Annotated in this window: 12 protein-coding genes; 6 read left to right on the top strand and 6 right to left on the bottom strand. The window is 61.3% G+C overall.

Going from position 1 to position 13,097, the window contains the following annotated elements; all coding sequences use genetic code 11:
• Positions 1 to 343 (top strand): MutS-related protein (locus tag ACTHNE_RS15530; protein WP_440269728.1); only part of this gene is annotated, 343 nt, incomplete at its 5' end.
• Positions 344 to 462: 119 nt separating this feature from the next.
• Here ACTHNE_RS15530 and ACTHNE_RS15525 read toward each other — a convergent pair.
• The gene (locus ACTHNE_RS15525) at positions 463 to 1,098 is read right to left on the bottom strand and encodes a glutathione S-transferase family protein (protein WP_324945150.1); all 636 of its coding nucleotides are present in this window, start codon (positions 1,096 to 1,098) and stop codon (positions 463 to 465) included.
• Between the two features lie 125 nt (positions 1,099 to 1,223).
• On the opposite strand from ACTHNE_RS15525, the gene ACTHNE_RS15520 reads away from it, so the two are divergent.
• Positions 1,224 to 1,826, top strand: coding sequence for a TetR/AcrR family transcriptional regulator (locus ACTHNE_RS15520; protein WP_324945153.1), 603 nt, complete (start codon positions 1,224 to 1,226; stop codon positions 1,824 to 1,826).
• Between the two features lie 218 nt (positions 1,827 to 2,044).
• Positions 2,045 to 4,222 (top strand): catalase/peroxidase HPI, encoded by a 2,178-nt coding sequence (katG, locus tag ACTHNE_RS15515; RefSeq protein ID WP_440269729.1) that lies wholly within the window; start codon positions 2,045 to 2,047, stop codon positions 4,220 to 4,222.
• An 80-nt stretch (positions 4,223 to 4,302) separates the two neighbouring features.
• Here katG and ACTHNE_RS15510 read toward each other — a convergent pair whose 3' ends face one another.
• Positions 4,303 to 4,860: a response regulator gene (locus ACTHNE_RS15510; protein WP_324939923.1), complete on the bottom strand. Its 558-nt coding sequence runs from the start codon at positions 4,858 to 4,860 to the stop codon at positions 4,303 to 4,305.
• 102 nt (positions 4,861 to 4,962) lie between these two features.
• Positions 4,963 to 5,367: an RNA-binding S4 domain-containing protein gene (locus ACTHNE_RS15505; RefSeq protein WP_324939926.1), complete on the bottom strand. Its 405-nt coding sequence runs from the start codon at positions 5,365 to 5,367 to the stop codon at positions 4,963 to 4,965.
• A gap of 94 nt (positions 5,368 to 5,461) precedes the next feature.
• Between ACTHNE_RS15505 and ACTHNE_RS15500 the strand changes: the two genes are divergently transcribed.
• Complete coding sequence (locus tag ACTHNE_RS15500; protein ID WP_324939930.1) at positions 5,462 to 6,073, top strand: trimeric intracellular cation channel family protein; 612 nt, start codon at positions 5,462 to 5,464, stop codon at positions 6,071 to 6,073.
• Between the two features lie 92 nt (positions 6,074 to 6,165).
• Here ACTHNE_RS15500 and htpG read toward each other — a convergent pair whose 3' ends face one another.
• Positions 6,166 to 8,034, bottom strand: coding sequence for a molecular chaperone HtpG (gene htpG, locus ACTHNE_RS15495; protein WP_440269727.1), 1,869 nt, complete (start codon positions 8,032 to 8,034; stop codon positions 6,166 to 6,168).
• Between the two features lie 171 nt (positions 8,035 to 8,205).
• Positions 8,206 to 9,096 (bottom strand): protease HtpX, encoded by an 891-nt coding sequence (htpX, locus tag ACTHNE_RS15490; protein WP_440269726.1) that lies wholly within the window; start codon positions 9,094 to 9,096, stop codon positions 8,206 to 8,208.
• 140 nt (positions 9,097 to 9,236) lie between these two features.
• Between htpX and gluQRS the strand changes: the two genes are divergently transcribed.
• Positions 9,237 to 10,103, top strand: a complete 867-nt coding sequence (gluQRS, locus tag ACTHNE_RS15485; protein WP_324939939.1) for a tRNA glutamyl-Q(34) synthetase GluQRS — start codon at positions 9,237 to 9,239, stop codon at positions 10,101 to 10,103.
• A gap of 134 nt (positions 10,104 to 10,237) precedes the next feature.
• Positions 10,238 to 10,978 carry an acetoacetyl-CoA reductase gene (gene phbB, locus ACTHNE_RS15480; RefSeq protein WP_324939942.1) on the top strand — a complete coding sequence of 247 codons (741 nt, stop codon included), beginning with the start codon at positions 10,238 to 10,240 and terminating at the stop codon, positions 10,976 to 10,978.
• A gap of 83 nt (positions 10,979 to 11,061) precedes the next feature.
• On the opposite strand, the gene ACTHNE_RS15475 is transcribed toward phbB, so the two are convergent.
• Entirely contained in the window at positions 11,062 to 13,032 is a 1,971-nt protein-coding gene (locus ACTHNE_RS15475; protein ID WP_440269725.1) for a flavin monoamine oxidase family protein, read from the bottom strand.
• Between the last annotated feature and the right edge of the window lie 65 nt (positions 13,033 to 13,097).

Raw genomic sequence — 13,097 nt, 5'->3', positions numbered from 1 at the left:
GAACGTGCATCTGGACGCCGTCGAATACGGCGATCAATTGGTTTTCATGCACGCGGTGAAGGAAGGCCCAGCCAATCGCAGCTTCGGTTTGCAAGTGGCCGCGCTGGCAGGCCTGCCCAAATCGGTGATTGCCGACGCGCGTAAGACCCTTGCGCAGTTGGAAAATGGCATGCATGGCTACACCGCCAAGCCATCGCTGCAGCAGGAGCCGTCACCACAATTGGGATTGTTCGCACCGCCCGAACCTTGCGCCGCCGAGCGCGAACTCAAGAACGTTGACCCTGATGCGCTCACGCCGCGCGAAGCGCTGGATGTGTTGTATCGGCTCAAAGCGTTGGTTTAACCCAGTCGCATCAGGCGTGAGTGATGTCATCGCAGGTTGGGTTACTCCCGGATCAAGTCCGGGGTAACCCAACCAGCGAAATGACTGCGCCGCGAAGGGTACGGCGCAGCCGCAAACACTCACGCCGCAGCCGATAACGGCGCAGGAAACGGCTCGCGCCACGCCGGCAAGGCCATCAGGCGCTCGTGCCAACGCATGACGTTGGTGAAATCCTGGATCGGCAATCGCGCCTCGTTCGTCCACGGCAACAACACACCTACACCGAAGTCCGCAATGCTCAGCTTGTCGCCAACCAGATACTCGTGCTGAGCGAGATGCGCATCGAGCACCGCCGCGAAGCGCTTGTAGAACCCGTTCGCTTCTTCCACCGCCGCCGGGCTGGCATCACCCAAGCCCAAAAATGGCTTGATGTGATGCTCGAAATACAAGGTGCCGCCATGGCGCGAGAAGTGGCTGATGTCCCAGGACAACCAGCGCAGCACTTCGACCTGGCGCGCCGCATCGCTGGGCCACAGATCGGAGCCCGCCTTCACCGCCAGGTGCGCCATGATCGCGGTGCTCTCCCACAGATGCATGTCGCCATCCACCAGCAACGGCACTTTGCCGTTCGGATTCAACGCCAGGAACTCGGGCGTGCGGTGCTCGCCCCGACTCAGATCCACCCGGATGTATTCCACCGGCGAGCCTAGATATTTCGCCACCGCGCACGCCTTGCGTGGGTTCATCGTCTGGGCGTAGTACAGCTTCATAGTCATGACACTGTCTCCATCGTTGGGGGAATAAGTGCCGGGAAGTGTGTCAGCATCCTATATATGTTCAAGAACATATTTTGCTTCCGGTGTAGGCTTTTCGCCGCTGCAACTGCCCCTACGCCCGCGCCATGCCCTTTACCGCCGAACACAAGCAGAGAACCCGCCAGCGCATCGTCGAATGCGCGCGCGAACTGTTCAATCGCCGTGGCTTCGAAGACGTTTCCATCGATGAAATCATGCGGCGCGCAGGGCTGACCCGCGGCGGCTTCTACAACCATTTCAAGACCAAGGAAGAATTGTTCGCCGAAGCCGTTTCAGCGTACCTGCACTTCGATCCGGCGCAACGCTGGAAAAACGTGCGGATCGATCGCACCGCCTGCGGCACGGCGCTGGGACGCCAGGTAGTGGAAGCCTATCTCTCCAGCGCGCACCTGGACGACGTCGAAGGCCAGTGCCCCTTGATCGCCCTGCCTTCCGACACGGCGCGCGCCGGTCCACGCGCGCGACAGGCGTATTGCAACCTGCTGCAGCACCTGGCGGGCATGCTCGCCAGCAGCCTGGACGATGGAAACAATGACGGCAACGCACGCGAACGCAGCCTGGCCATTACCGCGCTATGCGTGGGAGGCATGGTGCTGGCGCGCACCATCGATGACGCTGCGTTTGCCGATGAAGTGCGGCGCGCGGCGCGCGCGGTGGCGATGGAGCTGATCGGTCCGTCAAGCGGCTGACATCCTTCTTGCGCACGATCGCAAAAAACGCGAGCGAGCGCCGGCATCTCCGTCATAGGCTGTATCTATGAAATGAATCGAAACAATTCAATTCACGTATGCAATGCGTCCACGTAAATTCAACCGGAAGCCAGCCGCCGCCAGCCACTCAACCGATAAGGAATTCCGCCATGAATCAAGACCCCAAGTTGTCCGCTTCGGACCTGCCCGTCGCCGATGTGCCGAGCGCACCGAAATGTCCGTTCAAACACTCCACCAGCGGCACGACCAATCGGGACTGGTGGCCGAATCAGTTGAATCTGAAAATCCTGCACCAGCATTCCTCCCTGTCCGATCCCATGGACAAGGGTTTTGACTATGCCAAGGCCTTCAAGAGCCTCGATCTGGATGCGCTGAAGCAAGACCTGCACGCCTTGATGACCGACTCGCAGGACTGGTGGCCGGCCGACTTCGGCCATTACGGCCCCCTGTTCGTCCGCATGGCGTGGCACAGCGCCGGCACCTATCGCACCGGCGATGGCCGCGGGGGTGCGGGGGCGGGCCAGCAGCGCTTTGCCCCGCTCAACAGTTGGCCGGATAACGGCAATCTCGATAAAGCCCGCCGCCTGCTGTGGCCGATCAAGCAGAAGTACGGCAACAGCATTTCCTGGGCCGACCTGATGATTCTCGCCGGCAACGTTGCGCTGGAATCGATGGGTTTCAAAACCTTCGGCTTCGGCGGCGGTCGCGCGGACGTGTGGGAGCCGGAGGAAGACGTCAACTGGGGTGCGGAAACCAAATGGCTGGATGACCGGCGCTATTCGGGCGAACGTGAACTGGAAAACCCGCTCGCCGCCGTGCAGATGGGTTTGATCTACGTCAATCCGGAAGGCCCCAACGGCAATCCCGATCCGCTCGCCGCGGCCAAGGATATCCGCGAAACCTTCGCGCGCATGGCCATGAACGATGAGGAAACCGTCGCACTGATCGCCGGTGGCCACACCTTTGGCAAAACCCATGGCGCCGGCCCCGCCACGCATGTGGGCGCGGAACCGGAAGCCGCCGGCATCGAGGAACAAGGTCTGGGTTGGAAGAGCAGCTACGGCAGCGGCACCGGCGGCGACGCCATCACCAGCGGCCTGGAAGTGATCTGGACCAGCACGCCCACCAAGTGGAGCAACAACTTCTTCGGGAACCTGTTCGGCTACGAATGGGAACTGACCGCCAGCCCGGCCGGTGCGCACCAATGGAAGCCCAAGGGTGACGCCGGCGCCAACACCGTGCCCGATCCGCACGATCCGTCCAGGCGCCGCGCGCCGTCCATGCTCACCACCGACCTGGCGCTGCGCTTGGACCCTGCCTACGAAAAGATCTCCCGCCGCTTCTACGAAAACCCGGACCAGTTTGCCGATGCGTTCGCCCGTGCGTGGTTCAAGCTCACACATCGCGACATGGGGCCGCGCTCGCGCTACCTCGGTCCTGACGTGCCGGCCGAAGCGCTGATTTGGCAGGACCCGGTTCCCACGGTCGATCATCCGTTGGTGGATGCGCAGGATATCGTTGCCCTCAAGCGCAGCGTCCTGGCCTCCGGCCTGTCTGTTTCAGAGCTTGTTTCGACAGCATGGGCGTCGGCCTCCACCTTCCGCGGCTCGGACAAGCGCGGCGGCGCGAACGGGGCCCGCATTCGCCTTGCGCCGCAGAAGGATTGGCAAGTCAATCAGCCCGAGCAATTGGCGAAAGTGCTCAAGACGCTCCAAGACATCCGGCAAACGTTCAACAGTGCACAGTCAGGCGGCAAGAATATCTCGCTCGCCGACCTGATCGTTCTGGCCGGTTGCGCCGGTGTCGAGCAAGCGGCGCGCAATGCCGGCGTCGATGTCACGGTACCGTTCGCACCGGGCCGCACGGACGCTACGGCGGAACAGACCGACATTGCATCTTTCGCCGTGCTCGAACCGGTCGCCGATGGTTTCCGCAACTACCTCAAGGGCAAGTACAGCGTGCCGGCCGAGGTGCTGCTGGTCGACAAGGCTCAGCTGCTGACGCTGAGCGCACCGGAGATGACGGTACTGGTGGGCGGCATGCGCGTACTTGGCACCAACGTTGGAAACACCCGCCACGGCGTCCTTACCCAACGGCCGGAAGCGCTGACCAACGATTTCTACGTCAACCTGCTGGATATGGGCACTGAATGGAAAGCCGTCTCCAACGACCAGAACGTGTTTGAAGGGCGCGATCGCAAATCTGGCCAGACCAAATGGACGGCCACGCGTGCCGACCTGGTCTTCGGTTCGAACTCCCAGCTCCGCGCGCTGGCCGAGGTCTATGCAAGCGCCGATGCGCAGGAAAAGTTCGTGCGCGACTTCGTGGCGGCCTGGAACAAGGTGATGAATCTCGATCGCTTCGATCTGGCCTGATCGCCAAACGCAGGCACTTCCGCCACAAAAAAACGCCGCAGCGCCCCCACGCTGCGGCGTTTCCGTTTGAAGTCAGGTAATCAGGCCGCCATGCCGGAGAGCGTGCTGCGCAGCTCCTCATACGATGTCGCCGCGACCACGGCGGGCGTAGTGGCCACCGGCATCGGCACGCGTGCAGGCAAGCGTCCGGCGCGAACCAGTTGATCAATGGAACGCTGCATTTCGCGCTGGCCGAACGGCTTCTTGATGAAATCATCCGCGCCGAAGCGCTGCACGTAGAACTGCTCGGTCGCCTGCTGGTTGCCGCTGATCATCACGATCGGGATGTGCTGGGTGAGCGGATCGTGGCGCAAGGTGCGCAACACGGAAAAACCGTTGACGCCAGGCAACACGATGTCCAGGAAAATCAGTTCCGGCTGCTCGGCCTTGGCCAGTTCGATCGCGCTTTCGCCATCGACGGCTTTCTGCACCGCGTAGCCCTCCTGGCCGAGCATCTTGCCGAGCACGGCGCGGATGGTCGGCGAATCGTCCACCACCAGGGTGCGCAAGCCCGCAGCCGCCTGCAGCAGGCTCGCATGCTGCGCGTCGTCGGTCGCGTGACCACCCAATAATCGCTTGAAGAAGTCGATTCCGCTCATGGTATTCCCCCTTTAATCCCCTGTTCGCGGCAGCTTTTCCGAAGCCGCCCGCTTTTGTGAGGATATTCACGCAGATCCGCGCGGATTTCTGAGATGGGCTACTCAGGGAAAATCCTTAAGCCGTCGCAATTCTCGACGTTCCTGCTTGTTTGGACGGGTCGGCGGGCGGTTTAGCCCCTCGCCGCTCAGACGCCGCCGCTCACGGGCTTCCTCGCGCGCCAGCCGGCTGGCCTCGGTTTCGCGGTAGAGCGTTTGCGCAACGCTTGCCGGCCCGCGTTGCTCGGCAAGCGCCACGATTTCCAGCTCCAGCCGTTCTTCGCCGCGAGTCAGGCGCACCCGGTCGCCCACGTGCAGCGTCTTGGAAGGCTTGCAACCGCCGCCGTTCACGTCGACCTTGCCGCCCTCGATGGCCTGCTTGGACAGGCTGCGGGTCTTGTACATGCGCGCGGCCCAAAGCCAGACATCGGCACGGACTTCGATCAGGGGCTCGGAGGTTGTCTGTTTCATCGTGGCATTATCGGCAAATCACTGGGTGATGCATGCCAGTGGGAACGCAAGCATGTCGACGCAAGGCTGGCGAACGAGCTGATGGGGAACCCGCATGCTGCTTTATCTGCTGGATCTGATCGGTGTGGCGGTATTCGCGGTGAGCGGTGTACTGGTCGCCGCTCGCTCGAACATGGATCTGCTGGGTGGCCTGGCGCTGGCGGCCTTGACGGCGATCGGCGGTGGCACCTTGCGCGATGTGCTGCTCAACCGTCATCCGATTTTCTGGGTGCGGGATACGCGCTATCTGCTGGTGATCCTGCTCGCGGCGGCCTTGACCATGGTCTATATCGCGTTCTTCCCGCCGCCTGGTCACAGCCTGCTCATTGTGGATGCATTGGGGCTGGCGCTGTTTGCGATCAGCGGCGCACAAATTGCGCAAGCGCAGGGGCTGTCATGGTTGATCGTGGTGCTGATGGGTGCAATGACCGGCACGGCCGGCGGCATGTTGCGCGATGTGATGAGTGCGCGCGTGCCGCTGATCTTTCAGCAGGATCTTTATGCGACGGCTGCCATTGCCGGCATCGTGGTGTATCTGATGCTGCAGAAGCTCGGCGCGCACCGCGCGGTGGCGGTAAGCCTGGGCGTGGCGGTCATTCTCTTCATGCGCTGGCTGGCGGTAGCGTGTGGGGCGCACTTGCCTCGTTTGCACGTCACGTTCCCGTAGGTTGGGGTGCAAACCCCAACATTGCCGTCTTGATCACCATGGCAACGTTGGGGTTTGCACCCCCAACCTACGCAGCCCTCACCAGGCTCTGATCAGCCCAGCAGCACGCGATTCAAGCGCTGCACGAACGCCGCCGGATCGGGCAACTGCGCACCGGCGGCGATTTCCGCCTGCTCCAGCAGCAGACTGGCTAGGTCCTTCGCTTTGCCCTCATCGCCCTCCGCTTCCACGCGCTTGAGCAACGCATGCTGCGGATTGATCTCGAGCGTCGGCTTGCCGGCCGGCATGTCGTGCCCGGCTTCGCGCAACAAACGCGCCAGATGTGGTGCCATTTCGTAATCGGACAGCGCCAGGCACGAGGGCGAATCGGTGAGGCGTGCGGACACTTTCACGTCGCCCACGCGGTCGCCCAGCAGGTCCTTGAGCTTCTTCAACAGCGGCTCGGCCGCCTTGCTTGCTTCTTCCTGCTGCTTCTTGGCTTCCTCGTCCAGCGGAAAATCGCCCTTGGCGACATTGCGCAACTTCTTGCTGGCGTATTCGTTCAAGCTGCCCAGCATCCACTCGTCGATGCGGTCGGACATCAACAGCACTTCGATGTCCTTGGCCCTGAACGCTTCCAGTTGCGGACTGCCCGCGGCAGCAGCATGACTGTCGGCGGTGATGTACCAGATGGTGTCTTGGCTGACCGGCATGCGACCGATGTAGTCATCCAGCGATACGCTCTGCGTGCTGCCTTCGCCCTTGGTCGAAGCAAAGCGCAGCAGCTTGGCAATGCGTTCGCGGTTGGCGTGATCTTCCACGATGCCTTCTTTCAGGGTGTTGCCGAAGGCCTTGTAGAAAGTCTGGAACTTCTCCGGCTCGTCCTTGGCCAGCTTTTCGATCAGGTCGAGCACGCGCTTCACGCAGGCGGACTTGATGCGCTCGAGCTGACGATTCTGTTGCAGGATTTCGCGACTTACGTTGAGCGGCAGATCGTCCGCATCGACCACGCCGCGCACGAAGCGCAGGTAGTTCGGCAGCAGCTGTTCGGCCGCATCCATGATGAAGACGCGCTTGATGTAGAGCTTGAGCCCCTTGCGCTCGTCACGGCCGCCCATCATCAGCTCGAACGGCGGTTGCGAAGGCAGATAGAGCAAGGTGATGTAGCTCTGGTTGCCTTCGACGCGGTTGTGCGTCCACGCCAGCGCATCGTTGAAATCGTGACCCAGCGATTTATAGAAGCTCTGGTAATCCTCATCGCTGATCTCGCTCTTGGGCTTGGTCCACAGCGCGGAAGCGGCGTTGACGGTTTCCCATTCGTCGCTGGGCTTGCCGTCTTTTTCCACCGGCAGGCGGATCGGGAAGGCGACGTGATCGGAGTAGCGCGTGATCAGCGAACGCAACTCCCAGCGCTTGAGCAATTCATCTTCGTCGGCTTTCAGGTGCAGCACGATCGCGGTACCGCGCTCGGGTAGTTCGACCTGCTCCAACGCGTATTCGCCTTTGCCGTCGCTTTCCCATTTGACGCCTTCGCTGGCCGGCAGGCCGGCGCGGCGGCTAAGCACGGTGACTTTGTCCGCCACCACGAAGGCCGAATAGAAGCCGACGCCGAACTGGCCGATCAGGCGCGCGTCGCTCTTCTGCTCGGTGCTCATCGCCTCCAGGAAGCGGCGGGTGCCGGAGCTGGCGATGGTGCCGATGTTGGCGACGATTTCATCGCGGCTCATGCCCACGCCGTTGTCGCGTACGGTGATGGTGCGCTGATCGGCGTCCCAGCTCACGTCGATGTGCAGCTCTGCATCGCCGGAAAGCAGTTCGGGCTTGCCGATGGATTCGAAACGGAGCTTGTCGCAGGCATCGGAGGCGTTGGAGATCAGCTCGCGCAGGAAGATTTCCTTGTGCGAGTACAACGAATGGGTCACCAGGTGCAGCACCTGGGCGACTTCGGCTTCGAATTTGCGGGTTTCGGTTGTGATGGTCATGGTGTCGTCGAAGGTTGGAAGACAAGGAATGCACGCCAGGTGTGCAGCTCCCGATGGAGTTGCACGTGAGGGAACAGCTGCCCCAGGCTTCAACAAGGCCCGCCGCGAACTCGCCATGTGGCGAGATCGCCCCCTCACCCTGCCCTCCCCGGCGAGGGGAAGGGCAAAAAATCACAACTGCTTCTGCAGTGCCGCGATGCGCTCATCCAGCGGCGGATGGCTCATGAACAGGCGCTGCAGCCCTTGCGCCAGCGGGCCGGAAATACCAAAGGCGGCCATCGATTTGGGCAAGGTGCTTTCGCCGTGGTTGAGCTGCAGCCGCTGCAACGCGGAAATCATCGCGCCACGGCCGGCCAGCTTGGCGCCCGCCGCATCGGCGCGGAATTCACGCCAGCGCGAGAACGCCATCACGATCATCGAGGCGAACAGGCCGAACACCAACTGCAGCACGATCACCGACACGAAATAGCCGATGCCGGTGCCTTCGCGGCTGTCGCGTCCGCCGGACAGCCAGCTGTCGACCAACCGGCCGACGATGCGCGCGGCCACGATCACCAGCGTATTGAGCACGCCCTGGATCAGGGTGAGCGTGACCATGTCGCCATTGGCGACGTGGCCGATCTCATGACCCAGCACCGCGGCAACTTGCTCGCGATCCATCTGCTGCAGCAGGCCCGTGCTGACCGCCACCAGCGAGTGATTCTTGCTCATGCCGGTGGCGAAGGCGTTCATTTCCGGCGCATCGTAGACCGCCACTTCGGGCATGCCGATGCCGGCGTTCTGGGCGTGGCGGCGCACCGTGTCGACCAGCCAGCGCTCGGCCTCGTTCTGTGGCTGCTCGATCACGCGCGCGCCGGTGGTCATCTTGGCCATCCACTTGGACATGGCCAGCGAGATGAAAGCCCCGCCCATGCCGAAGACCGCGGCGTAGGCAAGCAACCCGCCCATGCCACCGTAGCCCCGCGCGGCCGCCCATTGATCGATGCCGAACAGGTGGCAGACGATACTCAGCAGCAGCAGGACGGCGATGTTGGTCAGAAGAAAAAGTGCGATGCGGCGCATAGTCGTCCCTAAAAAGGTCACTCCGAAGGAAGCAATGGTAATCCGTGCTGGAGATTCGGGTGAAATGGAAGCATTTCAAGGGTTAAGCGCGGGTAGCTTCCCGGTACCGATCATCCAGTCAGCTTACGTAGAATGATGCGATGGACTATCGCGGGCGCTTTGCCCCTTCCCCCACCGGTCTCCTGCACGCGGGCTCCCTGGTCGCCGCCGTGGGCAGCTGGTTGTGCGCTCGCCACGCGGGCGGCCAATGGCTGGTGCGGATGGAGGACATCGACCCGCCGCGTGAAGTGCCGGGCTCGGCCGCGGCCATCCTCGGCGCCCTGCCCGCTTTCGGGCTGGTGCCCGACGCACCCATCGAGTATCAGTCGTCCCGCATGGACGCTTATGACGCAGCCTTCGAACGACTGCGGCGCGACGGGCTGGTCTTTCCCTGCTGGTGCAGCCGCAGCGACCTGGCCGCGGCGGGTGGCATCCATCGCGACGGGCGATGCATCGCTCGCCCCGATCCCGCTCGTGCACCAGCCTGGCGCATGCGCGTTACGGACGAGCGCATCGCCTTCGTGGATGCGCTGCAAGGGCCGCAGCAACAGGCCTTGCGGGAAGCCGTCGGCGATTTTGTGATCCGCCGCGTCGAGGGCTTCTATTCCTATCAGCTTGCCTGCGTGGTCGACGATGCCTGGCAGGGTATCACCCAGGTGGTGCGCGGCAGCGACCTGTTGGATTCCACGCCACGGCAGATCTGGCTACAGCATTGCCTAGGTCTGCCTACGCCGCACTACTTGCATCTGCCGCTGGTGCTGGACAGCGAAGGTCGCAAATTGTCCAAATCCGAACGCTCGCGGGAAGTCGATCCCGCCGATCCGATGCCGGCGCTGCGCCGCGCGCTTACTTTTCTGGGCGTCGCGCCCGAGGAAACGGCCGTCCATCCGTCCGAACTGTTGCAGGCCGCGCTCGGGCATTTCGCCCCGCATCGATTGACGCAATGCAGCGATCATCGCGTCGCTTAACCCTGTATAACGAAGCGATGCGCAGTCGTACCGTGATCTCGAAAACCGCTAGGCCTTCATGATGTCTGCGTATAACCTCAACCGGTTCGCGCGACGCGCGCGGCTTATTACGTAGACATTACAAGGAGAAAGGCATGACCCAGCGTACGGCACTCGTCACGGGCGGCACCGGCGGCATTGGCACGGCCATCGTGCGCTACCTGTCCAAGCAGGGACACAAAGTTGTCACGAACTACCGCGACGAGGCCAAGGCCGAAGCATGGCGCAAGACCATAGTGCAGGATGGCGTCGAGGTGACGCTGGTGCCTGGCGACGTGTCCGATCCGGTCTCCTGCGAGAACATGATCAACGCGATCCACCACAAGGTCGGTCCGGTGGACATCCTGGTCAACAACGCCGGCATCACCCGCGACACCACTTTCCACAAGATGACCTACCAGCAGTGGATGGACGTGGTGAACACCAACCTCAACGCCTGCTTCAACGTCACTCGCCCGATCATCGAGGACATGCGTAGCCGCAAGTGGGGCCGCATCGTGCAGATCAGCTCCATCAACGGCCAGAAGGGCCAGTACGGCCAGGCCAACTACGCCGCAGCGAAGGCCGGCATGCATGGCTTCACTATCTCGCTGGCGCAGGAAAATGCGCGCTTCGGCATCACCGTCAACACCGTCTCGCCCGGCTATGTCGCCACCGACATGGTAATGGCGGTGCCCGAAGAAGTGCGCGAGAAGATCGTCGCGCAGATTCCGGTCGGCCGCCTGGGCAAGCCGGAGGAAATCGCGCACGCCGTGGCGTTCTTCACCACCGAAGATGCCAGTTGGATCACCGGAGCGAACCTGGCGATCAACGGTGGGCATTACATGGGGTGGTGATCCCCACACAAGGAGGGCGGCCGGTTGCGCCGCCCTCCTTTGTGCGTTGCCTCAACATATCGGTGCTGGTTGCGCGCGCTCGATTAGATGATCTCGCTCGGCTCTTTGGTGGCGGCCGCTCGCTGTGTCGTGCGAGCTGGCATTTCTGGTGCGGATAATTCAATGGGCCGGAGCCTGGGCCAGGCAGACATGGGGCTTCGCACACCAGGCCAGTCCGTGCCGCTAAACATCCATGCGATCTTGTTTACTGCATTGATCGCCGAACTGATCGCGCCCTCCACCCAGCCGGCTGTCCAGGACGTATCGTCGCCCGCCAACACTAACGGATCGGGCACGCCATTTCCCTCAAAACCCGCCATGAACTGCGAGAACAACCGCCGCTGATACTCATACTGCCCGGGTAGATTCATCTTGAAGGCTCCGAGATAAAGCGGCTCGTCTTCCCAGTTGATTTCGACCTCCACATTGCTCCCTGGCGCGAGGTAATCGACCAAGCGCAAATTGGGATAGATGTCCTGCAATACGGTGCGGCACATGTGCGCATGCGTCAGCAATGCGCCAGAAGCATTGCGATCGCCAAGGAATTTAAGTGAATCGTCGTTCCAGGTGTAAGAAAGGAAGATGCCCGAACCTTTGACACCGCCCGGAGAGGGGTTTTCACCATAATCTATAAGGTACGTGCCGCGGGTGAGCCGGTCCGACAAAGTCACGCTCATGGGGAACTTGCCTAGCGTCTCCTCGCCTGCGGGAGGAAGGCGTTCCTTCCAGAACGGCTCCTTGGTAGCCATGAATATCTTGGCCGACTGCATGTAATGCGTGTATTCGATCGCCTCCCATAAGTCGGCGCTCAGCAACTGTGTGGTTGCGCGGTAATCTTCCCCAGTACCGTAATGGCGGAACTTGTCGAGAATACGCACATGGGGAGTATAAATAACGGCGTCGAACTCAAGCTTCTTTTCCTCGCTACTTGCGGTATCGCGAATGGTCGCCATCAACGTATTGGACTGGTTCCTGGCGATATGCCTGACTTCCTTACCCAGCGCAGAGGCCCCTTCAGGAAAATGAGCTTGCAGGAATTCAATACTCGTGCGCTCTACGCTCAAGTTCGCAGTGCTGCCATCGGAACTGTCTCCCAATTGCGCTGGAGTCAGCGTAATCAACTTATTTGGCAAGGTGGAGGTACCGTCGAACATCAACCGATGATCCACGTCCAATCCGGTATAAAGCACCCGCATCACTTCGAGAATGCTGTTGGGAAAGTCCGTATTCCAGCCTCCCGTACCAAACCCGATTTGGCCAAACAGGTTGATTTGCTCTGGGCTCCAGCCCGAAATCTTGGTCAGCGCACCGTAAAAGCTGAGGTCATCCCACTTTTCATTTAGCTGCCCATCTCCATTCAGCAGCTCATTCCAGACATCCTTGATATTTTTCTGCTTATCGTTATCGATGTCGCCGGTCATCCAACTCTGCATGTCATACAAGCGCGCATACCTATTGAGAAAGCCCTGTTCATCAAACATATCTTCTTCCAACTGCTCATACTCGGCCGGGATGGGATACTCATCGCTCTCGTACTCGTAATACACCTGTTCTCCTCGGTAATCGACGACCGTGCTGACCGCCTCCGCGCTACCTGGATTGGGAAAATCCACCGAGTTCTGCCACATGCCAAGTTTTTCGAAATAGTGCTTGCCCGCTTTTCCCGACATGGGGAAACGCATGGCTCCCAGTTCCGCGATGACTTGCTGATTGCCGTCGCCTAGACGGTGTGAATCCAAACGGCCACCATAACGATCAGACGCCTCCACCAGTACGGGCCTGAATCCCATACGCAACAGCTCGTACGCAGCTACGGCACCGGTAGCACCCGCGCCCACCACCAAAATGCGTTTGGCACGGTACACAGGGTCCTGCGGCGGTTGAAACAGCGACGGCCTGCCTCTAGCTGCCTCGAGAAAGCCGCCGTAATCGAAAGGGAAATCGGGGATCAATGCCGTCAGATCGACATTGCGAGTCTTGGGAGTAAAACGGCTGCGCGAAGGAATCGATGACATGAGCTCTCTCCATAGAAAATGAAAACGCCATGTTCCCCGGAGCGAACACCGGGGCGTCTGTACCA

Origin of the sequence: Dyella sp. (assembly GCF_051954575.1) — a bacterium.
Taxonomy (GTDB): domain Bacteria; phylum Pseudomonadota; class Gammaproteobacteria; order Xanthomonadales; family Rhodanobacteraceae; genus Dyella_B.
This window is presented reverse-complemented; position numbering and strand designations above follow the sequence as displayed.